This is a genomic window from Paenibacillus sp. FSL R5-0908, from assembly GCF_038006245.1.
Taxonomy (GTDB): domain Bacteria; phylum Bacillota; class Bacilli; order Paenibacillales; family Paenibacillaceae; genus Paenibacillus_AQ; species Paenibacillus_AQ odorifer.
In genome coordinates this window covers 3048558-3073108 of the sequence record NZ_JBBOUV010000001.1, presented here as the reverse complement: position 1 = coordinate 3073108, position 24551 = coordinate 3048558, and the positions used below count along the sequence as shown (strand labels likewise).

Sequence of the window (24551 nt, the reverse complement as noted above, 5' to 3'; positions counted from 1 at the left end):
AGCCGTACATAAACGTCTGTTGACGTATGTACGGCTTTTCGTGTTGAACTATGAAAATGTCGGCAAATTATCCAGATTGTTAGTTGGATCTCCATCCGCATCTCCGCGAATATAAGTTTCTCCATCCTTACCTTTAAAAGCGTTCACTCCGGCAATATTTCCGGCCTGTACTTCTTGTAGGGCTTGGTCATAAGCCAGCACACGTCCTGTAGAGGTCTGGAAGCTTGTTAAATCGCCATCTCCATTTTTTTGAACAGCTACGAAAGATTCACGTTCGTTATTTGGCACTTTAGCTCGCCCCTTGCACTTGGATTTGCCATCATTCGGCACATCCTAGCTTGCGTAAAGAATCCAATAATTATGTGCACCATCTTTAAAGCATTTTTTGCATCCGTACATGTAATATACCTGCATCATAAAATGGCTCTGTAGAAATAACTTCATAGCCAAGCTTTTTATAGAAATTCTCTGCCTGACACTGAGCATCTAGAATCGAAGCTTCCAGTCCAAGCTCCCGAGCAAGCTCTTCCATCGCCAGCAACAAGACACGTCCGTATCCTTTGACCCGATAGTCTTTCAATACGGCGATGCGCTGCATTTTAGCCGTACCTGCTTTGTAATAGATCAATCTACCTGTTGCTACAGGTATCCCTTCATCTATAATCAGAATATGGTGCGCATTCGGACTGATGGCATCGTATTCATCAATTTCTTCCTCGGCCGGTACCTTTTGTTCCTCAACAAATACTTTAGTGCGGATATCCAGCCCCATCTGAAGCTGTTCCTCTGTAGTTACCCGTAAGATTTCTGCCGCCATGTTAGTTGCAAACTCCTCTCTCTATGTAGCCAACGATAGTTGTCTATTATATAAAATAATGACAAGAAAGAAAAGCCTACACATGGAATCCGTAACCTCTCAGTAGACTAATCCACAGAATATACTTCTTCAGGGATTGAACGGTTATATACGTCTTGCATCACAGGTGACAACGGAGGATACTGACTTTTAGATTTGCCATCCAGATTGGTCATCTCATTGATCTCGATAACTTTTGCGGGTTTCGCCGTAGAACACCCCACTACACCCAGTAGTAACACTAGGCAAACGCCGACTTCCCATTTCACAATTTTAGACATAAAAAAGCTCCTTTCATCGCAGCTGCAGTTATACTCACTACAGCTTTGACGATTCAGGAGCTTTATAAACAATAGGAGCTATTCATTCCAGTTGCCCTCTTAGAGATTGACGTTTCCAACCAAATGGACTAAATACATCATCCCAACCAAAAAGCCTGCTAAAACAAAATAAGCTGTTCCATATTTCCAGCGTGTTCTGGCTGGCACATCGTAATACTTATCATTATCGTGCACGGTACAGCTTATGTCACATTGCATTTTTAAATGAAGACCATTCTCTAACGTTACTTGCTCCAGCTGCGAAATTCTTACCTTTTCAATAATACATTGCTGTGGCAGTGTAGCTTTGCCATAATAATTCAGCTGATCCCATCTCACCACAACATACTGCTGTCTCTCTAGATCACTGTAGGTAGTAAAAGGTAAATCCCGGCGATGCTCAGCTCCTGGAATCATGTAACCCGCCTCTCGCAAGGGCTCCACGGGAATTAAGAATCCCTTAGTCACAGACTGCGGCCGGTTGTTGTTACGTCTTTTCACATATTTATTATACAGATCGTAAGCAAACATTGCCCAGATGATAAAAAACAAAATCGAACGCAAGTAAACGATTATAGCTAAGCCACCCACCAGACCCACAAGCCACAGCCAGCGCGTAACTGCGGTAGCAATACGTCCACCGTCTAGCGGATGGATGGGCAGCAGGTTAATCAAATTAAGCAATAAGCCTATATAAGCCAGGGAATAAAAAAGCGGACTATCCATATAATATGCCGCTCCAAACACAGCAGTAGCCCCAATAGTACCCAGAATTGGCCCGCCAAAAGCAACATACGCTTCTGTCTTCGCATCCAGCGGATGTTTTTTCATAGTAATTAACGCGCCTAAAAAAGGAATAAATAACGGAGCGCTGACGGGTAACCCGATCCGCTTAGCGGCTATAACATGGCCCAATTCATGAACAAGCAAAAGCAGGACGATACCTATAGCAAACCCCCACGGATAAATCAAAGCATATGCCCCTATCGAAACCATCATGGAAATTAACGGCCCGGCAATTTTACCTATTTTCAGCAGAGACAAAATCGCCTTTCCTTTTAACAGGAGCATGGCGGCTCCGCCCCCCAACCATTTCAGCGGAGTAGAAGTATTCTTTTTCTGCTCATTTTGCATTTGCGGCAAGATCACAAGCTCCTTTATCTTTCAATTTTAAGAAACTACTGTACAGTTCCATCTATCTTATCATAGAAGCATTAAGGATATTTCTACAGTGAGCCCTTCGGAAAGTATACGACGCAACTTTTAGAAACGTTTCAGCGTCAAACCAACTATCTTGGATAAATTTTACTGCCAAATAAAGAAAGGATTGGTTCATATGCTCTCTTTTCACTCCAAAGCTTGGTTATCCGTCTTAATGCTCTCAACACTTTTACTCCCTGCCACCATGTCAGCAAGCTCTTCATTAACTGTATCGGAGTCCTCTGTGCTCGCCCAAGCTTCCTCTGCTAATCCTTCGCAAGTATACTACCAATTTGGCATTCCTGGTGGATACATAGGCGGACCTGCGCTGCTCAAAAATGGGGTAATCTACGTAGATGTTCGGGGGATCGCTGAGCAAACTGGCTTAAAAATGGAATGGGATAAATCCGGCAAACGTGCTCTGTTCAAAGGCTGGACTAAAAGTTTTGCTGTTCGAATCGGGAGTCAAACTGGCGTGCTTGACGGGAAAGCGGTAGATCTAGGAGGAATACCTTTTAAATCCAAAGAAGATGGAATATATGTGCCGGCCCGTTTTATCGTTAAGGCTTTCGAAGGCAGCCATCTCCGTCTGGACTCCACAACGAACACACTTTTAGCAGATGATCTGAAGACCTACAATGTTTTCACAGAATCCTTTGGAGGGCGTACCTATACGCTGGTCAAAGCTAGTGGTGATTTATATGTCTCACAAGGCAAGGATACGGTGATAAAACTCACTTCACTCCAAACAAACTTTGACTGGGCAGGAATGAAGATCGAGAAAACGGCGGGGGGTCTGCTAGTCATTAAGATTATTGATTCCTATGGAGAGCCTCATATTAATACACGCGAAATCACACTCATATTCAAAAATGGTGCGTTACTACGCAAGGCCACATTCGCTTACCAGTTCAGAGGAGATGCGGATTTCAAACCTTATGATGGCAACCTCATCTTGCATGATGGTAATACCTTACGTTTTATCCAAGACGGCACGGGCAATGTAATAGATACTCTTGATCTTGTAAAGCTGGGTGGCGAGGAAGATGCTTACTATGTAGAAGGCATTGATAAAGAAATCATACTGCTTCGTGGAAATCAGAATGGATTGCTTACCTTAATCGACCGCCAAACAGGCGAGCGGACCCTTTTGTACAAGGAGTTGCTTACAGCAAAGGATCAGGAATACGCGGAAAATAACGATGTTCCTTTTAAAGGAGATACTTTGAAATTCGTAAAGCGCAGCGGTGACAAATTGTATTTTATAAATGACTCCCCGCTTACTGGCAAAAAAGAAGTAATCTACTCCATTGAAGGTCATTCCAATAACTCCAAGAATACTACTGATTAGATAGTACAGCACAAGTATATGTATTGATTAAAGGACAGATCCTCCTCAGTGATTATCCCTGAAAATTAACCTTCCTACATATAGGCAAACGCCGTGAACGTTGTAGGCTAAGGACCATAGACTGTTATCAGGATTGAAACATTCGAGGAGGATATCCATGGAATCAAATACAAATTTTCATCAACAGGTCGCTTGGAATTGCATGAATAAATATGTAGGTATAGTAACGACTGATGGTCAATCCTTTGACGGCTTCATCGCTCACGTGGACCAGAACTATATCACCCTTGCGGTTCCCAGCAACGAAATGGTCGATCGTATGAATGGAATGCCTGCTGAGCAGTCGAACTATAGACAATTCGGGTTCCAGCCCGGCTTTTACCCAAGACGCCGCTTCTATCCACGCCGTATCCCTTTTTTCGGAATAAGCAGTCTATTTCTACTCCCGTTTTTTATCTGACTCGGTGCAGGGGGATGAAGGGTCATCCCCTTTCTAGCTATTAAATACTAAATCGGAAAAAATTAAGCTTAAATACAACTCTACATCTATATAGATTATAAAAAAGAATTGCCATCCTACTCTCTCATATGGTATTATAAATTTCGTCGCAGGACGGTAGCTCAGCGGGAGAGCACTATCTTGACAGGGTAGGGGTCATGGGTTCGAACCCCATCCGTCCTATACTGAAAAAGCCTTATTATATAAGGCTTTTTCTTTTTTTCGATCATCGATGCCGCTCTATAAATTTGTGAATCTTGCTCTTGGGGACGGATTGAGGACGAAATTTTTCTTCTCATAAAAAAATGGGCTATCTTTTTCACAACTCAGGCAGCCCTCTCAGTTACTTTAATAAATGTTATCTGGAGAAGCCAACTTCAAAAAGTGTACAGTCAGTATTATGGTAAATCTATTAGTTGAAGAGAAAAAATGAAAGCTGCACTCTTAACATTTTAGCAACCAGAATTATCACCAATGACCAGCATATAAGCCCCACCATTAACTGATGGTGCTTATTCATATGTTTCATCGCACCTCTTCTTCAAACTTCTCCCAATCAACAATTATTTGCTTTTGTTCACTTAGCCACTTTTCCAAAAAAAGCACTTGTCTCTTTAACCGGATCATACCATTTCCCACCGATTTTATATTTTGGAAATCTATCATCAAAGAAAAATGTATCTTGAATTGAATTCCAACTCTTACAAGTTCGTTTTTCAAGCTCTGTTGTATCCCAAAATACGTACTCATTATCTATTTCATCAAGTAATTTCTCTATTTTTTCTCGGCAGATTAATAATATCTCCGATTTATCTATATTAATAGTAACTAAATTCTTACCATCACTCATCTCACAAACTCCTTACATCTTCATATAAACGGTACATCAAAGTTTTATTACGAACTTGCTCCAATAATGTCCTCTATTTTAATCCAATCCCAATCCTCGCCATAACGAAACTTAATCTGTCTAAGGTGCTGATCTACTCTCATGATTATCCCATGGATGGATCTGTCCTCATATTCCCCAAACAATGTAATTGTGATGAGACTACAATCCTCTAAAGATTGAGCTAATACCTGTGAGATTTCAGCTAATTCTTGGGAATCTAAATCAGGCTTTGATCGCACCCTTCATTTAGCGGATCGTCCAGAATCCTATTTTTATGTTCAGGCATTAACATCCGACTTCCCTCCCAAAGACCATTACCTTCAAGTTTCTTACGCTGTTGTGATTTCATTGTCTTCGTCGACTCCCTTAATAACTCTCAATGCTCGTGGCATGTTACCTCTCTGTATTTACCCCTTACTCTTCAAGCGCTCCATGTGCGCATGTATTACCACTGTAGATGACAACCCTACCTCCCTAGCAAGTTCACGTAGTTGGTGGATAGTGAATTATTTTGATCATCTTAATTAATGATCTGAGCATTTCTTTCTCTTTATCCGTTAATGGCTTCATGCAATTGCTCCTTTATCACTTGGCTGCCAAGCTAATATATTTACCATTAGAAACAATCTTGGTGCTCCTGTATTTAAGCATGTTGCACGAATCTTTCCGTCCTTTATACCTTTAACTTCAATTTTGCGCTGAGTAATTTTGCCAACTTTATCTTAGTAAACAATTTCAACGGTTTACCAATCCGCATATGCACGTTGATAGCCCCCAAAAAATAAGAACGTTTGTGTAACCAAACTAATGTTCTATAATCAAGACATAACACATTCATTATCTGGAATTTAAAGTAAATAAATCTGTGAATCCGAATCATTTTATTACATATATAGGTATTAATGTTTAGACATAATCCTTTATTATGGGTAAACTTCATAAGATATTGGAAAAAATACATAATTTATAAGGGAGAGCTTTGTATGAAAAAGATTAAAATTATTTTGATGTTTTTGCTTATCTTCACTATTATACCGATTACTGGAGTTTCAGCCGAAGAAGGTGGATTACTTAACGGTAAGCCGTTAACTTATGGTTCCCTCGGTTCGATGGGAACCGTTAAAGTTACAGAAGCCACAGACGGCGACCTAAGCACCGTGGCACAAGTAGGACATAGTAGCACACCTGATCGTCGTGTATATTATAAATTTGATACTCCGACAACGATCGATAGTTACAGTTTTTATGGCGATCTGTATGTTGTTCTACAGTACAAAAAATTCGGGTCCAATACTTGGGTCTTTTTTGATGATGGCATTTCTGTTAGCCGAGGTTTAATGTTACAAGGTAGCAAAATTAAAACGCCTAAACCAATTACAGATGTTGAATATATTATGATGGTTTCATATGATGGTAATAACAAGTATGTTAAAGAATTTGATCTGTTTTCATCAGAAGTTACGTCAACGCCGCAACCAACTGCAACAGTTGAACCAACCGCTACTCCAACACCTACAGCAACACCAACAGCTACTCCAGTACCTACAAGTACCCCTAGCCCAACTGTTACACCAACACCAACAGTGACGCCAAAACCTTCAGCAACTCCAGAACAACCAACAGGCGATCGAGCGATTCTTACTATTACACTGGTGAATGGAACAGAAAAAGAATATGACCTACCGATTGCTGAAGTGAATGCATATTTGAACTGGTACGATGCTCGCGATGCAGGCAGAGGTGCAGGATCATATGCTATTGATAAGCATTCAAACAATAAAGGTCCGTTCAGCAAACGTAAAGACTATGTTGTATTCGATAAGATACTTACCTTTGAAGTTAGTGAGTATATTACAAGCGAATAAATAGAAAAAATCCCCGCCAATCACTTCAGGTTGACGTGGATTTTTTTATTTTCACAAAATTTAAGTATGTTACTGGCAGTACCAATATTCGCTTCCCATATATCAGAACAACCTATAGACACTATCTCGACTGCTCAGCTACGCCTGCAAGGTTAATCCAAGTAGATATTAATCCTCTAAAGAATTGTCTTTAACTCTTCTTTGGAAGTATTACTCCAAATGAATTTCTGCCTTATAACAAAGCGTGAAACTATCATAAAGTATGTACGCATCATACCGAACAAACTATTGCTTAACAAACACGAGCTTTTTCGCAATTGGAATGATTATGTATAAATGGTGAATTTAATATATTTATACCATATATACAAAAAAATGTTTGGACGAAACCCATTTATTGTAATAATCTTATCGAGCTTGTATTGTTATTGGGTTCTCATTCTAAGAAGAAAGGAGAAGTATTGTTTTATAAACTTAGTACATAAAATGCTCATTTGATTTATGGAATCCGAAACATTTGATTCGTCGCAGTTCCAACATATATTGAACTAATAAAATCTACAGGAAATTAAGAACTAAAGATATTTTCCTGTCGATAAAAATTATCCAAGGGGTGTATAATGAAAAAACTTTTCTTTCTTACGTTTCTATTAACTTTACTTTTGCCTATAAGTAAGATCCATGCAGAAAGTGTGCCGGAGGACGTATACGATTATCTATCAGGAAAACCATTTGTAATTGCAAATAGCACTATTGAAAATCTTAGTTTTACCGACAATAATAATACCACAGGCACCCAAATGTACAATCATTATACTATTTCCTTTGAGAATCCTATCGATATTTCGGGTTATTCATCTTACTCAGTAGGTGGAATTTATGGGGCAGGTGTTGCAATAATTTTCAATTATGACAATGGAACGAGTAATACTACTGTCGCTGGAGGAAGTGGAGGTTACACAACTTTAGACTTAAAAGGAGTTAAAAAAATAACTCTTGCACGAACTGGTACAGAAGGAAGCCCAGGCTTTTTATATGATTTAAAAGTTTTTGTAAAAAAGACACCAACACCAGTCCTGAATCCTACACTTGATGTGACGATCGAAAAGGAAAAGGTAAGAGTAGGTCAAGAGTTCACAACAGGAATTTCACTTAAAAATGTAAAAGATATTTATGCCGAAGACTTTGAAATAAAGTATGACAATCAACACCTACAGTATCTTGGATTTGAAGAGGTTGCTGGCTATAAAGTATACAACACACCAACCGACTTAAACGGTACTCTACGCTTTATCGTAGCCAGCAAAGGTGAAGACTACGGGATTAATAAAGACACAGTTATTCTGAAATTGAAGTTCAAGGCGAAAGCCATAGGAACAGCAGTTGTCGATTCCACAAAAGCTAGGATTGCTGATACGGAGCAGGAATATGATCTTGAGAAAGAAAACTGTTTAGAGGACAGCATCATAATTGAAGCAACAGATGTCAACAAATCAGGAGAATTCACCTTGGTTGATCTAGCGATTGACGCCAGATATTTCAAGTATTTGGCGGCGGATGTTGACCCGGTAAAATACAACGCTCAGCAAGCTGGTGATGAGTACGTCAATGACGATGACCTTCTTTATATTGTGGATCAAATATTAAGTAACCCAAACTATTTGCCTAACAGCTAATAAAATAGCCTCCCAACTCTTACCTCCTCTATCCTTAGTAGCCAAGAGCTATAATTGGATGGAGGAGGTTTTGTACGTTTATAACACCTACACTTATGTTATTACAAACTGCTACCGGACCATTCAGTCACAGCGATTACATATATGAACCAAAGATAGATGGGCATCGTCTTATTTATTCTCAAGAGTCCGGAAACTAATTACATCTCCCATTTGCGGACGATGTTGTTTTAGACGGTGAAGTAGCTTGTGTTGATCCTACAACCGGAGTATCAGATTTCGAATCTGTTATGAGTCGTTTTCAAGCGAGACGAGCTGATAAAATAACTCAACTCACTGGGACACTCCCAGCGTATTACGCCATCTTTGATATCTTAATGTACAAAGATCAGGATCTGCATGGATTGCCCCTGATGAGCCATAAGGAGATACTGGCGGGGTTAACTCTACCGTCTGATAGCTTTGGAGTAGCGCCTCACGTTGAAGGTGCTGGAGAGGCATTGTTTGAGCAGATCGAAACTCGCGGTAAGGAAGGCTAGTGGGTAAACGTAAAAATAGCGTATATGAGACTGGCCGCCGTTCTCACGCATGGCAAAAGGTCATCAATTGGACCTATGCTGATGTTTTCATAACCGAATATCGCAAACAAGAATTTGGTTGGCTGGCTGCTGTTCCATCCAGTACATCCAGAAAACTACGTCCAGCTGGGATTATTGAACTCGGTGCTTCACCAATTCATAAACAGGCATTCAGAGTTGTAGCACCGCAACTAATTAAAGGTGAGGATAAGGAGTTAGTTCATTTAGAACCACGGCTACAAGCAAAGGTAAGAATGAGGAACTGGACCAAATCTGGCATGCTTCGAAGCCCAGTATTTACAGAGTTTATCGTATAAGCACTAATAGACCCTTCCGGCATAAGCTTGACAGGTTATTTTATGTTTGTTCAGAATCTAAATCGCTACGGGACAAACGTGGCAACTCATAATTTCTAACAACACCTAGCCTCTAAAATTGGTCCCTTTTTTATTAAAGAATTGGTAAAGGCAGGAGTAGACTCAATTGGTGTACTGGGATCAACTGGAAACTACGCGCATCTTAGTAGAGGGGAGCGTTTGCGTGTCCTTGAGCTTGCTGTTAGTTCTGTTGAAGGGATCCCCGTGATGACAAGCATAAGTGCGATTCGAACTCCAGAAGTACTTCGATTAGCGGAAGATGCACAACAAGCTGGGGCAAGTGCAGTACTCTTGGCTCCTATCTCCTATCAGGCGCTAACAGATGAAGAAGTGTTTTTTGTATACGAACAGGTGACAAGTTCACTCTCCATTCCACTTTGTGTTTATGATAATCCCGGCACTTCACATTTCCATTTCAGTGATGAGCTGCCCAGCAAAATTGCTAGGTCACCTAATGTTTGTTCCATTAAGATTCCCGGCATACCGTCAGAATCTGATAAAGCCAAGTTACGTGTAGAAAAACTCAGAGCTGTTATTCCACTCCATGTTACGTTTGGAATAAGCGGGAATCCATCCGCATATCTAGGCTTGAGGCAGGTTGTGACTTATGGTACTCAGTGCTAGCTGGTTTATTTCCGAGGTTATGTCTAGATATCACAAGAATGACTCAAAGTGGCCATTTAGCAGAAGCACAACACCTTTCAACATTACTAGAACCGATCTGGAAGTTATTCAAGAGCTACGGTAGCCTTCGAGTGATTTCAGCAGCTGCTGAAATCATTGGCTTAATTAAAAGTCCTAGTCTTCCCTTGCCTTTACAACCATTAAACAAATCCGTTAGGAATCACCTGAATATCATTCTAAAAGAATTAAAGTTTACTGTATAAAATTAATATAATTCATTTGGAAGTATATATCCTGCTCTATATGCCAAAATCACGCTTAAAACATTACAACATTGTCAATTGTCAACTATTTTGCGTTCATCAACAATGAAGTGGGTATTTTATGAATATAATCATCTTATGCAAGGGGGCTTTAATATGAATCTCGCACTGATTTTTCACGCAATTGAAACAGAATTACAACTACAAATACATTTAGTCAGTGGAGAGACATATGTTGGTTTTTGTCAGGAGAGCGACTCTTCAGGTTACTTCACAATAAGAACTAAGAGTGGTTTATTTTCTTTTCCTTCTTGGGCGATCAAACGGATTAAAGAAGTGTGATATCGTAGGTTATTTAATGCATGCTCTAAATTCAAATCACTCCCAAACAAAATGAGATCCAGCTAGTTTAATAGATCCGGTGTATCCCCCTCTACAATCCCACCATAATCCATAAGATGACCTATTGGATCTTGTTCCAAACGAAACCAATCCAAGTATGAGTATCCATAGAGTTGCTGGATTCCCCACAATAAAGTATGTCTCTCTGTATTGAAAATCTTTATTGTTCATCAGTACAAAAACTCCTTGTTCTCCGAACTATCTATTTCTTCGCAACCAATCGTTTTTCTGCTTTAAAGTCCTTCTTAATTGTAAATACGACACTAAGTAAACACTTCCCGCTTCTGGCACATCTTTATTGTAAAGACACTTCTTGCATTGTTGCTGTGGCTCTTGAAGAAGAACGTGGACAAAATTGAGATTAACTCCTGACTGTCCTTGGTGAAGGGGAAGTATCCGATCTTTTTACAACTCCATAACAACTATCCTCCTAATTCTATAATAACTTGGTGTTAAGATGTATAAAGATTCATCATCTTAGATCCCAATGGAGGTAATCCGATTGAACAAGAAAAAGCGGTTCGCTACATTAGTTGTTATCCTGTTTTCAGCTGGTGTGCTTGCAGCCAGTGCTCTGATCGTCCCTAGCCTGATGAATTCCGTAGTTTTCGCCAAGAACAGTTCGTCAATTCAGGGCAGTAACCGGCTGGCTTTGAGCGAAAGCACGATACCCGTGCTAAAGGTGGAGGCGCCGGCGCCGGTATCCACCATACAACAAGACCTGTATCAACAGATGACAGCGGCGCAAATCCAGCAAATCTATAACTTTATAGACAAGGCAGAAGATCCCCATATTTCAGGTCGGGAACAAACCGAATCCGAAATCAACCGCAGACAAGTGTTGGACGATAAGTATGTGTATGACGGCCTCCGCCCCAAGCAGCAGCTGCCGTTAAAGGCTGGACAAGCAGATATGTATCTAGATTTAGAAACCAATACGTACACCTACCCGGAGAGGAGTATGACTGATGAGGAACTGTTACAGCTGATTGACTGGTACTACCGGGTGAATTACTTCGTGTCCAAACGAAATCCGACTGTGCCTCAGCTTCAGCCTCAGAAAATCAGCCAGGTTGAAGCTGAGGCACTGGCCTCTGACAGTGTGCGCAAGCTGTTCGATGCCGACGTGTCCAAGCTAAAAACATCGGGAATGCTGATTGAGCTGGGACTAAACAAACGTCCAACCTGGACAGTTCATTTTGCTCCTTACAAGAATCTTACCCTGCTCGGATCAGGCGAGGTATTCTGGGAATATGATGTGTTGATTAATGCAACAACCGGTGCCGTAGAGGATACGACAGCCATTAATTTGGCACTGAAGAGAACTCCCATCGACGACGACGCAGCCGGCACCATCCAGAAGGATGCCAGTTGGATTCATAAAGCCGTGCAGGTCATCACGGACAAGCAGGGAGAAACAAGAACCATTGTCAAAGCTTATCTAACCGACACCGAGTTTAACAACAAACGCGGAATGGTGGATGTTAAACTGTTGTTGGAAGATGGAAGTAGCTATATCGCGGAGTTCCGCTATCCCGATCAGACCCTTCGTTGCCTAATCTATGAAGCTTCTGACAAAGCCAATTAAGCGGAAACGTTACAGAAATACAGCAGTCGGGGCACCGCCGCCACACTGACTTTTTCAAGACCAGTTATTAATGTAATTGTGAGTATTGCGCGAACATCAGATGGTTCTGGTTCAGGTTGATCTGCCTTCTGAGGGGTAGCTGATGCTTCGTTTGAAACTTAACTTTCCATTATTATTCAATGTAGTAACTACATAAAAATTGGTCTTACCGTTAGAAACTGATATATCTAAAAACCTATCTTATTACCAAGAAGCACAGTAGATGAAATATACAACATTAGAGGTTCTGTCTCTAAGAGCAGTATCTGTCGATATGGTGCAGAGGTTACATTTAATGATGAGATCGGATATCCATATGAGTATGGTGTCTGTAAAACAACCTTTCTGTGATGCTTTAAAGTAATTAATATTTATAACTGTCAAATCATTTCATATGTAGGTATGACTATTGTGCTAATCTCAGTCGAATGAATAGTACTCAGCAGCCTGATTCTTGTAAATATTAACATTTGATTATAAAATCAAACAAAGGCGGTGTTAACAATGAGATTAGTACTATTCATGTTGGCTGGAGTAGGCGCGATTTTCTATCTCTCATTAGGAATCATCATTGTAAAGGTACTCCTTACAAGAAAATTACCAAATAATAATTACACTCCATTTGACTACATCACGGCCCAATCTCCTGTTGAGTTTCACGATGAGAAAAAAGAGATAGAAGAAAATGCGGACCATGGTGATGATAAGGACAAAAACATCATTTCATTATCAAAACGACGACCTTCTCTTCCCTGATGCGCAATAGGCTGCTACTTCTTCATAACCTTTGGAGAGATACTCCTACTCCTTTAATGATCTGTATCTTCGTACTGTGACATAAAAAAACTCTTACGTTATAATAGTGTTGAATTAAATATTGAAGGGACTGAACTATGCGCAGATATCGATATCTTAACCCCAAAACAAATAGATAATGGAGGTAATATATTGATTACAGAAATACAAACCAAAAGACTAAAATTAAGAAAAATGAAATTATCTGACTCTGCTAGTTTGTTTAACATTTGGTCTGATCCCTGAGGTTACAAAGTTTATGAATATCAATAGTTTCACTGATGAAAGCCAAGCAGTAGAAATGATTAAAATTCTTAATAACCTGTCTTTGGAAAGCAAAGCTATTCGTTATTCCATAATCGAGTTAGAATCAAATCGCATAATTGGTTCCTGCGGTTATAATTCTATAGATTCTTCAAACGCTAAAGCAGAGATTGGATACGATATTAGTAAAGATTATTGGGGCAATGGATATGCTCCTGAGGCCATTCAATCTCTGATGGATTATGCGTTCAACACTTTAAATTTCAACAGGATAGAAGCAAAAGTCGAACCCGAAAACAATAATTCCATAAGAGTTTTGCAAAAGTTAAACTATACATTCGAAGGAACAATGAGAAAGTGCGAAAAGTCCAAAGGAAAGTTTATTGATTTATGCATTTTCTCAAAATTAGTAACAGAGTAACTTTTAATGAGTGGGCCTACATTTTTATGGTGTAGGCTTTTTATTTACTATATTTTCACGTTGCTCAACTAAATGAATAGTTTGCGTCTACTTCGTCATAGCCTTTGGGAGAGGAGGGATACTCCTACTCGTTTAATGATCTGTATCTTCGTACTGTGTATTAAGTAGCGCAACTGTTATCACATCTTCCAAACGTAGAAGGCTAAACAGACTTTCCTAGCCTCAGCCGATTCCGGATCGAGCCTAACCGCCTTCTGCCGGCAGCTCTGGGCTTTTGTATACAGATTTTCAAATTAGGTATTTATTGATAATATCTATTCCTTAAGGAGGTGGACGCACTGTTAATGATCTTTGATAAGTTATTTAATATTTCCAAGGTTGCGGCATATGCAACAATTGCGATGTACACATTCTTCCAGTTTGTACTCACAAAACATAATACGGTAAATGATTTAATCAATAGCAACCTTTTAATTTATGTCGTAGCTGCTGCTATTCTTGAGGCATTACATAATCTATATGACTTTTTATGTGGTCATCTAGAGCGGTAATTCCACTACTACCATACCTCACCAGCCCAGCGTTCCCTTTCCGTTACTTCAAAGCCTCGACGAAAATAACCCGGAAAACGGAAGCGCGAACGCTTGGGTCACGTGCTCTCCCTTACTGGCAAAATATTCGCTAGACAGTAGATTTACCCCGATCGCCTCACTTCCCTTAATAAACCTAGCCATACGCAGTATGAGTCAGTGCCATCAGGCCAATGCTTTCCCAAGCACACATCATGACGCAATAATGGATAGATTTACTCTTTTGGTCCCTATTAATCATCTATTTTTTATATGGAGCACTTAATTGACCATCTATTGATTGCATTGTATAATACAGGTATATTATGTAAAATAAAGGCAGGTGAGGCCGTTGGATGGAAATATCGATTTAGATTTAGATATAAATCTTCTAGATCTTGATCCAGCCGTAAAAGTTCTTAAAATGATATATTCTTTTGAAAGCTGGCCCAATCTTCTAAAACTAGCAGATACTTTTTACAACCGAATAACTCAAATTTATAATAATTACACACACAATAATGAACTGGAACTAAAACACCAACGACCTTTAATTTATTATTATGGATACAGCTTGCTTATGCTGGGACTAGCCCACAAAGAAATCGAAAATTATGATAAAGCTCGAACTTACATTAAAGCTTATAGCGATTTGAGTTGGTTCAAGGGATTAGATGCTGAAGGATTAAATGAGGTAGCCTATTATAAGTACATATCAGAACCAAATCTTTTAGAAGTAGAAGTGCTTTCTGGAAATATTCAATTCATAGATCGTTATGTTTCTTTCCTTTTATCCAACTCTAAAGAAGTTCTACCGGGACTGATAACTTTGTTAAAGACAGCTACTAATTTCAATTTAAACATTGAATCTCATTTAGAACTTTTCTCTAATAGTATTTCAAAATTTGAGGATACCCCTGCGGATGAAATTATAATAAATTCCTACCAAGAAACTTTTTTTATTAATATGATCAGATATAAAACGAAAATTCAAGATTATAATACAGCTATCAAATATAGCATGAAATTATTAGATTCTGCAGAGGTCACAAACTCTGATAAAATCTTTAAACAAGCAGTAGTATACTTCGAATCATTACGTTCATGTGCTAATGCTACTCAGATTAAAGATTTTGAAGAGAAAATAATAAATTTCAAAGAAAGGGTTGAGTCTCTATGAAAAAATTTGCCGTCTCTTTATTGTTGGTCCTCACTATCGTCAGCATTGCGCCAGCACTGCCAAGTACCTCACCAGTGGTCTTATTCCACGGAGCAGAACATTAATATCAGAGAAGTACAGCGCAGGTTAGGAGATTGCTCCTAACCTGTTTTTTATGAAGTGAATTATGTAGTTATTGCAATAACATCCCCCATCTTGAACCAATCCCACTCCTCCTCAGACCAGCGGAGTTTAATTCCCTGTTGTTTATCCAGTTTCATCACGATACCTCGTTTTAATATATTCTCCATGGGATCAAACAGAGTGAGTGTAATCGGGCTGTGCTCTTCCATCGAACGATATAACAATATTTCAAAACGCTCTATCTCCTGTAGATCTAAAGTGGGTTTTTCACGACGTTCCTGCTCATTATTGTCATCTAAAATCCGGTTTTTATGTTCGGGCAATATCATTCTGCTACACTCCCATACGTTCTCTAATTTTTCCATCATGAAGCTGCCTCCTAATAATCCGTCCAGTAGTTCGTTTTACTACCATCTATCCCCCACTGGAGCTCTTGTGGCTCTGGCTTTCTCTTTTTAAACCTAGGGTCAATCCTTTCCCAGCCTTCAATAATTCGGGCGCTCTCTGGTGGAGTGTGTGGGGTCCATTCTATATATTTTTCGTTAACTAATTCCCTAAGCCCACTAATGATCTTATCTGGTGTCCGTCCACTCTTGATCTCTAACTCCTGTAAAGTTGGCATATGAGCATGATGCACAGCAGAGTGTCGCATGATCATTAGTAGCTTTCGGGCGGTGTCACTAAGCATAACGCTTTTTTTGCACAGGCTGCCAAGCAAGAATATTAGCCTCCAGAAATACGCGTGGAGCTCCGGTTGATAAGCAAGTTGCGCGAATATATCCTCCACGAATCCCTTTCACTTCAATTTTACGTTGAGATATCTTACCTGATTTATCTTGGTACACTATTTCAATGGTTTGACCCATACTTATTTGCATAATTACTCACCTTCCAAGGATAAGAACGTTTGTTTGTATTATAACCAAACGTACGTTCGTTAATCAATGTAAAAATATCCCGCCAGGCATGAATTATTACATACAAAGTCATCGCCCAAGTTTATAATTTGTTCTATAAGCATTTATTGCATTTCCGCAAACAAACTAAGGAGTATGAGTGTTTTTTATATGTTATAGGGGGAAACGAATATTAGGACCGATGACTGAGGCTGAAGCTATGCGTGAATGGTTTACACTCTCCGGTACAGTGAAGGAGATTTATATTATTGAGGTAGATGAGAACGATAAGGTAAGACGCCAGATCGGACCCACAAAGAAGAAAAAGAAATAAGTATAAAGTAGAAAACGTAAAAACACCCCGCCGACCCATTAAGGTTGACGAGGTTGTTTTAATTTTCAAAAAGGAAACTGAGTAAGCGAGACTATTAACATTACAATCCCAACAATCGAGGATAGCACAGCCATTTCATCTTTCGTTTTCAAATACAATGCCGCTCCATTAAATATTAAAGCTCCGCACATCCCCAGCATAGTCCAAGACACTATCACTTGCTCCTGGCCGCACGCTAATTTAATATATTGGTTCCGCCATAAATTATAATTCATAGATTACTATTCCTATATCTGGTAGAATTAACTAGCAATTATTAGCAGATTTAGGGGGATATCAGATTGAACAAAAAAGCTTTTTTATGTATCGTGGCAACTATTGTAATCCTTTCAGGATGTGGCAGTTCCACAACAAATTCAGAGAAAAAAAATACAACGTCTACAGGAGTTACACCGTCCGAAGCAACAGCCAGCCCTTCAGAGCCCACTCCTGAGCCAAAAAAGAAACTTACAGCTTCCGAGAAACTGGCTCTCAACTATGTGGAGATTTTCCTCAATGGTTCAGATATCGAAGCGAAAAAGAAATTCGTATCCGAAAATATACTTCCAGATGTACAACCCATTTTCCAAATGGCTGAATCTACTGAGACACCCGAGAATAATAAACTTAAGAATCCTACAGTAATTGAAACAGCTGATTATACGGACAAAGATGGCGGAAAAGATAAACTCGTGCTTATCCAAGGTGAGAAGTCTTCCTCCAATAGCGAACTTATCATTTTTATTAAAGATGACAAAGTTGGTTGGGGGTATTCGTCTAATGACAAGGATAAGGATGCATTTAACGAAGTGAGGAAACTCTTCAAGGAACCTGTAATTAGTACTTCAGATTCTGGTAATGCAGGTACAACTGAACAGTCTCCTGAAGCGACACTTAAAGAAATCAGTAATTTTGTCGTTTCAGATATTTGGAATGATGGATTTGTTGATATCAGCTGGTATGCAGGTTCAGGAACTGGCTCTACGGGTGAAACAATAGATATAGATTTTACAATCGAGCAATTAGGAAAAGCTATGATTCAAAAAATGGAATACGATAGTTATATCAGCAACCTTGATGCAAAATATGATTCAGTTAAAAGCATCTGGACTAAGCTCACGGGTGAGATGGATCGTATGTACAAACAAATCCAAGATACGCCTCCTATTGCAAATGATGCAACCACCAAAATAGATACAGGAATATTCACCCAGTACTTGGAAGCCTTTACTGAGGAGGTTGACAAATTACCTAATACTTAGATTGAAAAATAAAGTCCCTGCTGGCCGCCTCGGTTAGCAGGGATTTTGTTCGGCTTTAATGGCTTGCGACTCAAAATAGTAATCCACCAGAACATAAATGAAACCAGCAATACCGAAAAAAACAACAGCTGTACTACTATTCAAATGGTATTCCCGTATAAAGCGTTCATCGTACAACTCGTAAAAGAAACCATATCCCGCAATACCACTCAATAAGAATATCATTATGCGGCTTATTAAAGGATTAGCTATCTTTCGAATAACCCATGATAAAGGAAGCAGTATAACTGGGTAAAGAAGAACTGAAAAAAGGAACATCAGAAAAATAAAAGCAAACCCAATGTTTTGAAAACCGTAATATTCTGTTGTACTTATTTTATTTCCTTCCCAAAGCTCCAATCCAAAGGCTGCCAGGGTGAATAAAACCGTCGAAACAAACCATAACATTATAGGCTTAACTGCACGCAAAATAATCCCACCATTTTTATGCTTTTTATACTTACAGCCGTTCTTTCAATTTATCATTTCGCACTTAGTTTAGATGGATTACCTTTTTACCTTGCTGAATAATTCTTGCATGTAATCTTCCGTCATGTATTCTCTAAACTCTTTATCTAATAAGTATATTTCATCTTGATTTATCCATTGGTAGTTAAAAATAGTCCCACAGTCTTCACCTTCTCCTTCTCCAGTGAAGCTCCACTTTTCAGGTAATCTCGTTTCTGGAATTAGAAGGTAGTCATGTCTTTCGACATTCGCATCTATAAAATCCTTATAATAATATTGTGTGCCTATTTTCTTTACTAATTTAAATTGTTTAAGTCCACTTTCTTCTTGAATTTCCCTGAATAACGCTTTTTCTTCTGTTTCCCCGGCATCGACATTTCCACCTACTAATCTAAAGGGTACTTCAGGTACATTAAGATAAACTAATAAGGTCTTTTCTCCAACTTCATTGTCTTGCAAAATAAATCCGTATACCTTTTTTCTAATCGATTTTCCTACCTTCATCGTGACACCTCATATCTTCAACATCTCTTCTGGGACTAAGTGGCTCTTCTAATATTGTTTTTCGATCTTTTGCTTCATCCTTATTTACCTGTATCGTAATTATTTTTTTCTTTTTTTGAGCCGGAATCATATGAAAAAAATATTGAAATAGGATTATGAATCACAATTTTTTTCAAGGAATCACACATAATATTTGTTTCACCGATTACTACACTATCATCTAGTACTTCAAGTTTATGCTTTTCCTTTTGACTTTTTATCGAAATAAATAGAAAAGGAAAAACTGGCAGTTTGTGTCCAACATACTTACACCTCTATTCATCACCTTAATTATTTCACTTTGGATATTATATCATTAATTCCCATCTTTTATAGGTATGATCTCCCTTTGGAAAGGTTAATTGTCTTGTAATATGGGTAATCCATCTTCTCTTGAACTTCTCGAACTACATTTTCATTAGTAAGCGATTCTATGAAATATAAACCCAGATCAATCGAAGCTGCTACTCCTCCCCCAGTAAAAACATTTCCATCCCTTACGAGCCGTTCCTTAACTACTTCGGAACAATAAGGTGCTAATAGTTCATATGCAGAAGGATTGGTGGTCGCCTTTTTCTGATTTAAGAAACCGGCAGCTCCCAAAATTAAAGCCCCTGTACACACTGACACCTTGTATTCAACCTCTCGAGCAGTCTGAATCCATGTTATAAAATCAGTATCGAATCTAAGTTGTCGAGTGGATAACCCTCCAGGGATAAATATCAAATCATAGGCTGACAGATCAGGGGAAACCTGGTTTATTTTCAACGTCAATCCTCGATCATCCGTGACTTCTTCCTTGTTGGAACAAAAATCCCACGATACATTTTCTATAGCCTTTAGAACTCCCATCCGGGTAACCGCATCGTAAAAACCAACAAAATCTAACGTGGTCATCCCATCAAATAGAATATAAGCCATCTTCATCATTTTCATTCTACACACTCCTTCGATACTTTTCGGCGAAATTCATTGGGGGTGATCCCGTATTCATTTTTAAAAACACGATAGAAAGAACGCAAACTGTTAAATCCGGAATCAAACGCGATATCCGTGACCGGATGGGTAGTGGATAACAGCAGCATATGAGCAAAGGCTACCCGTTGGCCATTGATGTAATCACGAAATGAAATATGAAACTGCTCCGAAAAGATTCGGGAAATGATAAATTTACTAATGCCAAGCTCTCTTGAAAGCGTCTCCAAATTTATGTGATCTAAAAAATGCATGTCGATATAAGCTAGGATTTTGGGGACGAGATCCATTTCTTTTTTGTAGTCTACTTTTTTCATTAGCAGTAACGGCAGCGCGTGCCCTAATACTACAGAGGTATAAGCCTTGAGCAGACGAACATCACATTGTTCTTTATATAGTTTATACAAGGTTGCCAGCAGATCTTGAAGCACCTTTTGTTTCGAAACTATAGGGTTATCCGGAACATGATTAAGCAAATCCCCCGCAAAATCCCCTGGAAAAGTGGCGTCAAAAAAGAACAGCAGGATCTGGCTTTTCTCTAGGGTTTTGTAGCTGTGAGGTTGATTGGAAAAAATAATCGCTATGTCTCCTTCAGACAAATCATACTCTTTTCCATTGATGTTGATATTGATTTTGCCGGACAAAACCATTGTTATCTCTACATTTTTGTGTAGATGAAGAGGATAAGTGTTATTGGTAGAAATAAAGGAGTGAAACGCCTGGTCACGATGCTGATATTTAATATTCATGTTTTTCTCCCTATCGTCATGGAATGCCAAGCACTATAGCTGCTGTAATACTAAGAACATAATATGAATTTGTTCGTTTGCGCAAGAACCAAAGAGCAATAGTTGGCACAAAAAAAGATTTTTTTGGCAGGTAAATACGCCCTAAAAGTTTTAAAGTATTACCAGTAAGCTGCTTGTCGCAGACCAGTATCATTTCACTGAGAGGAGGAAGTATAACAGGAACAGCATTCAGCGATAAAACTGTATCCATGTTATACGTCAAAAAGATGAAATGGAAGAGTAAAAAATCAGGTAAGGTTATAGGTGTCTTATTGAGTTTTTCGGTAGCGTTTTCATTTTTAGGAGGTCACACACTCGCAGCTTCAGGGCAGGCAGACGGAGACAAAAGTTTTGCGGGTGCCTCTATTCTTGCTTTTCCTGGCGCGGAAGGTGGCGGCGCCTATACAAGCGGTGGTCGAGGGGGCGATGTATACATCGTAACTACCCTTGAAGATTACGCTGTAAAAGACAAACCGATTGCAGGGTCCCTTCGCTATGGGATTTTATCTACGCCTAAAGAGGGTCGTACCATTGTTTTTCATGTTTCCGGAACGATTGAACTGAAGAGCACGTTAAGTCTCAATAATATTAAAAACCTGACCATCGCTGGGCAAACCGCTCCAGGCAACGGAATTACCATTGCAGGTTGGGATACCAATATCAGCAATTCAGAGAATATCATTATTCGGTACACCTCTTTCCGTCCGGGTGCCACTAATGTTTATAATGGCAGCGATTCAATGGATGCGCTTTGGGGGAGAGACAACAACTACTTCCTCATAGACCATTGTTCCTTCAGTTGGAACACAGATGAAACTCTATCTTTATATAGAGGCGAAAATGGCACGATCCAGTGGTCCATTATTTCCGAAAGCCTGACTCTATCCGGGCATTCTAAAGGAAGACATGGCTACGGTGGTATTTCAGGCGGAGACAAAACAACATTCCATCACAATCTGTATGCGAACCATACCTCGCGAAACCCAAGACTAGGCGGCGGTTACGCAGGTGCTGCAGATGCTGATCATGTGGCGGTTGTTCAGTTCTCCAACAATGTAATTTACAATTGGGGCTTTAACGGCACTTATGGCGGAGGTTTTACTTTTACTAACTTTATGAACAATATCGAGATTGCCGGCCCGGGTACAAGAGATAATGTAATTAACCGAGTGATTGATGCCGGTGAAGCTACCAAACTGGGCGGTTTCTATATCGCTGGAAACAGAATTAACGGGAAGCTCACAGGCTTACTGAATGATTCTTCAGACTATGTGAAATTTTCTGGCGTACAGAGTGGTGAACAAAAGACGACTCTTGCAGCCACACCATATCTTTCCGCGGACAGTACTGGAGTTAACCATGGTATTACCAATAAAGCATTTGATAATTATATTAAGTCCGGCGTAAAGCAAGCGAATGAATCACTATTAAAAAACATTCTGCAACAAGCAGGAGCTACCTATCCGCGTCGCGATGCTATCGATGCAAGAATTGTGGCAGAAGTCGAGCAGAACTCGGGAAGATATATCAACACTGAACATGAAGTCGGGGGTTACATTTCAGACTTTGGCGTCATCGAGGCACAATATGATAAGCAATTTGACACTAATAAAAACGGAATAGACGACAAGTGGGAAAAGAAAAATAAAATCTGGGGCATCAAGGATGCATACAAAACGGTTACTAAAAATGGTTACACCTGGCTTGAGCTTTATATTAACGGTCTAGTTGATATGAAACACGTCGCCGAAAACCCTGATGCTAAGCTTTTAGCGCCAGAAAACAATGCACAATTTCTTACCGGGAAAGAGGTCGAAGTTAAAATTAATGCTTCCCCTAAATCCGGAAACAAAATAAAAAAAGTTGCTGTATATAATGGATCTAAATATCTTGGGGAAGCAGTCAAAAAAGGCAACACATACACATATACCCTCAAGAATTTAACGGATGCTTCCTACTATATTTCTGCAAGAGTGACCGATACCCAAGGAAATGAGACGCAGACCACAGCCACTAACATCCATATCAATGCTGCTACCTCTTCCCTGGCTGAAAAGGGTTGGACTACAGCAGATATCGGTGATCCGAGCATTAAGGGTTCCGGAAGTATGACAAATGATGTGCTTACCGTTAAAGGCAACGGAAAGCTTGGTAAAAGTGAAGGTGGCACAGAACAATCAGAAGCAAACAATGCAACCAAAGATAACTTCCACTTCGTGTATAAAGAACTGAACGGAGATATGGAATTTACCGCGAAGCTCGAAGAAATCGGGACCGTTGACAACCATGCCTTCACCGGGCTAATGATCCGCGATAACTTGAATAAAGACAGTGCCGCGGCGGCCCTTGGCGTCTCCTATGTGAAGTTATCCAAAGAGACCAGCTGGTCATCTTATCTGACGGGCAGAAGCATTAAGGGCGGAGGATTTGATGAATTAACTGAAACTTTAGACAGCGTATCTGCTGCTGAAAAAGCTGGCATTCAACTTGTTTCAGATATTCCATTTAAAATTAATGGTGTGGAGCAAGGATATTGGCTCAAGCTTGGCCGTAAGGGAGATGTTTTTTATGCTTACGGATCAACGGACGGAAAAGACTGGAAGCTAATTGGCGAGCGAACTATTGTTATGGATGGTTCGGTATATGTCGGATTTGCCGTTGACAGCAACGATGTTGCCAATAAGATTGAGCAACTGAACTACGCTAAGTTCTCTAACATTACTGTGGAGAATACATTCACTCCAATAGGTGACTCAGCGATAAATAAATAGTGTCTGTTCTTCTACACAGTTCCAAAAACACGGAAGCCAGTAAAGCGGCTTCCGTGTTTTTATTGCTATCCAATTGGACCAGCACAATAAATTGCCTGATTCACTGTTCACTATGGCTTTAAAGTTCCTTCTTTAACATTACTTCATCATCCTTAACATACCCGCTCAATTCATACGCTTTTATGGCCACACGATTATCTTCTCCTGTTAAAATCTTAACTGTTTTGACTCCACGAGAATAAAGCTGACTTTCCAGAAAAGAAATTATTGCAGTAGCGACACCATTCCTACGAGCCGACTCTTTTACATACATTTCAGTAATTTCACCATATGCTTCATTATAACAAAATGATTTCAGACTTTGAGCACAGCCAAAACCAACCACTTCATCCCTTAAAGTAGCCACGGCCACCACTTCATTATTGCTGTTCAAACACTTAATGATCTCCGGCACAGGACGTTTTACTCCACCATTGAACTCAAGATTTAACCTAGACAAAACATCCGCGTCACATATCGTTGCCAGCCTAACATTTGGAAGCATTCTCTTCCCC

General features: G+C 39.6%; 30 protein-coding genes, 1 tRNA gene and 2 pseudogenes. 16 read left to right on the top strand and 17 right to left on the bottom strand.

What is annotated here, in order from left to right; all coding sequences use genetic code 11:
* Positions 1-48 precede the first annotated feature (48 nt).
* From MKZ09_RS13650 to MKZ09_RS13635, 4 genes are all read right to left on the bottom strand, one after another.
* Complete coding sequence (locus MKZ09_RS13650) at positions 49-288, bottom strand: DUF3892 domain-containing protein (protein WP_036686113.1); 240 nt, start codon at positions 286-288, stop codon at positions 49-51.
* Between the two features lie 85 nt (positions 289-373).
* Positions 374-817, bottom strand: coding sequence for a GNAT family N-acetyltransferase (locus MKZ09_RS13645; RefSeq protein WP_076136093.1), 444 nt, complete (start codon positions 815-817; stop codon positions 374-376).
* Between the two features lie 107 nt (positions 818-924).
* Complete coding sequence (locus tag MKZ09_RS13640) at positions 925-1137, bottom strand: hypothetical protein (protein ID WP_076136092.1); 213 nt, start codon at positions 1135-1137, stop codon at positions 925-927.
* 99 nt (positions 1138-1236) lie between these two features.
* Entirely contained in the window at positions 1237-2310 is a 1074-nt protein-coding gene (locus tag MKZ09_RS13635; protein WP_076202851.1) for a site-2 protease family protein, read from the bottom strand.
* Between the two features lie 202 nt (positions 2311-2512).
* On the opposite strand from MKZ09_RS13635, the gene MKZ09_RS13630 reads away from it, so the two are divergent.
* The 3 genes from MKZ09_RS13630 to MKZ09_RS13620 all read left to right on the top strand — a co-directional run bounded on the left by MKZ09_RS13630 (position 2513) and on the right by MKZ09_RS13620 (position 4409).
* On the top strand, positions 2513-3727 hold the full coding sequence (locus tag MKZ09_RS13630) for a copper amine oxidase N-terminal domain-containing protein (protein ID WP_081394196.1): 1215 nt from the start codon (positions 2513-2515) through the stop codon (positions 3725-3727).
* Positions 3728-3884: 157 nt separating this feature from the next.
* Positions 3885-4187, top strand: a complete 303-nt coding sequence (locus MKZ09_RS13625; protein WP_036686108.1) for a hypothetical protein — start codon at positions 3885-3887, stop codon at positions 4185-4187.
* A gap of 150 nt (positions 4188-4337) precedes the next feature.
* Positions 4338-4409, top strand: a tRNA-Val gene (locus MKZ09_RS13620).
* Positions 4410-4803: 394 nt separating this feature from the next.
* Here MKZ09_RS13620 and MKZ09_RS13615 read toward each other — a convergent pair.
* The 4 genes from MKZ09_RS13615 to MKZ09_RS34440 are packed head-to-tail and all read right to left on the bottom strand — an operon-like array spanning position 4804 to position 5618.
* Positions 4804-5076 (bottom strand): group-specific protein, encoded by a 273-nt coding sequence (locus tag MKZ09_RS13615; protein ID WP_076202463.1) that lies wholly within the window; start codon positions 5074-5076, stop codon positions 4804-4806.
* Between the two features lie 47 nt (positions 5077-5123).
* On the bottom strand, positions 5124-5357 hold the full coding sequence (locus MKZ09_RS34445) for a YolD-like family protein (RefSeq protein ID WP_081386922.1): 234 nt from the start codon (positions 5355-5357) through the stop codon (positions 5124-5126).
* A complete protein-coding gene (locus MKZ09_RS13610) occupies positions 5336-5467 on the bottom strand; it encodes a hypothetical protein (protein WP_256715148.1) in 132 nt (43 codons plus the stop codon). Before MKZ09_RS13610 ends, MKZ09_RS34445 begins: the two co-directional genes overlap by 22 nt.
* 58 nt (positions 5468-5525) lie before the next feature.
* Positions 5526-5618, bottom strand: a complete 93-nt coding sequence (locus tag MKZ09_RS34440) for a LexA family protein (protein ID WP_141240308.1) — start codon at positions 5616-5618, stop codon at positions 5526-5528.
* Between the two features lie 483 nt (positions 5619-6101).
* On the opposite strand from MKZ09_RS34440, the gene MKZ09_RS13605 reads away from it, so the two are divergent.
* From MKZ09_RS13605 to MKZ09_RS13555, 11 genes and pseudogenes are all read left to right on the top strand, one after another.
* Positions 6102-6983 carry a hypothetical protein gene (locus tag MKZ09_RS13605; RefSeq protein ID WP_076136088.1) on the top strand — a complete coding sequence of 294 codons (882 nt, stop codon included), beginning with the start codon at positions 6102-6104 and terminating at the stop codon, positions 6981-6983.
* A gap of 620 nt (positions 6984-7603) precedes the next feature.
* On the top strand, positions 7604-8659 hold the full coding sequence (locus MKZ09_RS13600; RefSeq protein WP_076202460.1) for a cohesin domain-containing protein: 1056 nt from the start codon (positions 7604-7606) through the stop codon (positions 8657-8659).
* Between the two features lie 95 nt (positions 8660-8754).
* Positions 8755-9554: pseudogene (locus tag MKZ09_RS34435) on the top strand (ATP-dependent DNA ligase).
* Positions 9555-9695: 141 nt separating this feature from the next.
* Positions 9696-10238 (top strand): dihydrodipicolinate synthase family protein, encoded by a 543-nt coding sequence (locus MKZ09_RS34430; RefSeq protein WP_370511159.1) that lies wholly within the window; start codon positions 9696-9698, stop codon positions 10236-10238.
* Positions 10187-10501 carry a dihydrodipicolinate synthase family protein gene (locus MKZ09_RS34425; RefSeq protein WP_370511161.1) on the top strand — a complete coding sequence of 105 codons (315 nt, stop codon included), beginning with the start codon at positions 10187-10189 and terminating at the stop codon, positions 10499-10501. Before MKZ09_RS34430 ends, MKZ09_RS34425 begins: the two co-directional genes overlap by 52 nt.
* Before the next feature lie 156 nt (positions 10502-10657).
* Positions 10658-10843 carry a hypothetical protein gene (locus MKZ09_RS13580; RefSeq protein ID WP_076136081.1) on the top strand — a complete coding sequence of 62 codons (186 nt, stop codon included), beginning with the start codon at positions 10658-10660 and terminating at the stop codon, positions 10841-10843.
* 562 nt (positions 10844-11405) lie between these two features.
* The gene (locus tag MKZ09_RS13575; RefSeq protein WP_081394195.1) at positions 11406-12491 is read left to right on the top strand and encodes a hypothetical protein; all 1086 of its coding nucleotides are present in this window, start codon (positions 11406-11408) and stop codon (positions 12489-12491) included.
* A gap of 543 nt (positions 12492-13034) precedes the next feature.
* On the top strand, positions 13035-13286 hold the full coding sequence (locus tag MKZ09_RS13570; RefSeq protein WP_076100646.1) for a DUF3951 domain-containing protein: 252 nt from the start codon (positions 13035-13037) through the stop codon (positions 13284-13286).
* A gap of 192 nt (positions 13287-13478) precedes the next feature.
* Positions 13479-14010 (top strand): annotated as a pseudogene (locus tag MKZ09_RS13565) (GNAT family N-acetyltransferase).
* Positions 14011-14354: 344 nt separating this feature from the next.
* Positions 14355-14561 (top strand): hypothetical protein, encoded by a 207-nt coding sequence (locus MKZ09_RS13560; RefSeq protein WP_076136075.1) that lies wholly within the window; start codon positions 14355-14357, stop codon positions 14559-14561.
* 370 nt (positions 14562-14931) lie between these two features.
* Complete coding sequence (locus MKZ09_RS13555; protein WP_076136074.1) at positions 14932-15759, top strand: hypothetical protein; 828 nt, start codon at positions 14932-14934, stop codon at positions 15757-15759.
* Between the two features lie 164 nt (positions 15760-15923).
* Here the strand turns inward: MKZ09_RS13555 and MKZ09_RS13550 are convergent, their stop codons facing one another.
* The 4 genes from MKZ09_RS13550 to MKZ09_RS13535 form a co-directional block, all read right to left on the bottom strand.
* On the bottom strand, positions 15924-16250 hold the full coding sequence (locus tag MKZ09_RS13550; protein ID WP_076202454.1) for a YolD-like family protein: 327 nt from the start codon (positions 16248-16250) through the stop codon (positions 15924-15926).
* A gap of 11 nt (positions 16251-16261) precedes the next feature.
* Complete coding sequence (locus tag MKZ09_RS13545) at positions 16262-16600, bottom strand: hypothetical protein (RefSeq protein WP_076136071.1); 339 nt, start codon at positions 16598-16600, stop codon at positions 16262-16264.
* Positions 16563-16760: a hypothetical protein gene (locus MKZ09_RS13540; protein WP_370511158.1), complete on the bottom strand. Its 198-nt coding sequence runs from the start codon at positions 16758-16760 to the stop codon at positions 16563-16565. Before MKZ09_RS13540 ends, MKZ09_RS13545 begins: the two co-directional genes overlap by 38 nt.
* A gap of 417 nt (positions 16761-17177) precedes the next feature.
* Complete coding sequence (locus tag MKZ09_RS13535) at positions 17178-17324, bottom strand: hypothetical protein (RefSeq protein ID WP_179089524.1); 147 nt, start codon at positions 17322-17324, stop codon at positions 17178-17180.
* A 129-nt stretch (positions 17325-17453) separates the two neighbouring features.
* Here MKZ09_RS13535 and MKZ09_RS13530 point away from each other — a divergent pair, with 129 nt between their 5' ends.
* The gene (locus MKZ09_RS13530) at positions 17454-18413 is read left to right on the top strand and encodes a hypothetical protein (protein ID WP_081394194.1); all 960 of its coding nucleotides are present in this window, start codon (positions 17454-17456) and stop codon (positions 18411-18413) included.
* A gap of 33 nt (positions 18414-18446) precedes the next feature.
* Here MKZ09_RS13530 and MKZ09_RS13525 read toward each other — a convergent pair whose 3' ends face one another.
* The 4 genes from MKZ09_RS13525 to MKZ09_RS13510 all read right to left on the bottom strand — a co-directional run bounded on the left by MKZ09_RS13525 (position 18447) and on the right by MKZ09_RS13510 (position 21187).
* Positions 18447-18881: a hypothetical protein gene (locus MKZ09_RS13525; RefSeq protein WP_256719158.1), complete on the bottom strand. Its 435-nt coding sequence runs from the start codon at positions 18879-18881 to the stop codon at positions 18447-18449.
* A gap of 78 nt (positions 18882-18959) precedes the next feature.
* The gene (locus tag MKZ09_RS13520) at positions 18960-19424 is read right to left on the bottom strand and encodes an NUDIX domain-containing protein (RefSeq protein WP_076136066.1); all 465 of its coding nucleotides are present in this window, start codon (positions 19422-19424) and stop codon (positions 18960-18962) included.
* 369 nt (positions 19425-19793) lie between these two features.
* A complete protein-coding gene (locus MKZ09_RS13515) occupies positions 19794-20390 on the bottom strand; it encodes a DJ-1/PfpI family protein (RefSeq protein ID WP_076202837.1) in 597 nt (198 codons plus the stop codon).
* 5 nt (positions 20391-20395) lie between these two features.
* Entirely contained in the window at positions 20396-21187 is a 792-nt protein-coding gene (locus MKZ09_RS13510; protein WP_076136063.1) for an AraC family transcriptional regulator, read from the bottom strand.
* Between the two features lie 311 nt (positions 21188-21498).
* On the opposite strand from MKZ09_RS13510, the gene MKZ09_RS13505 reads away from it, so the two are divergent.
* Complete coding sequence (locus MKZ09_RS13505; protein ID WP_143767295.1) at positions 21499-23997, top strand: Ig-like domain-containing protein; 2499 nt, start codon at positions 21499-21501, stop codon at positions 23995-23997.
* A 118-nt stretch (positions 23998-24115) separates the two neighbouring features.
* Here MKZ09_RS13505 and MKZ09_RS13500 read toward each other — a convergent pair whose 3' ends face one another.
* Positions 24116-24541: a GNAT family N-acetyltransferase gene (locus MKZ09_RS13500; protein WP_076202448.1), complete on the bottom strand. Its 426-nt coding sequence runs from the start codon at positions 24539-24541 to the stop codon at positions 24116-24118.
* Between the last annotated feature and the right edge of the window lie 10 nt (positions 24542-24551).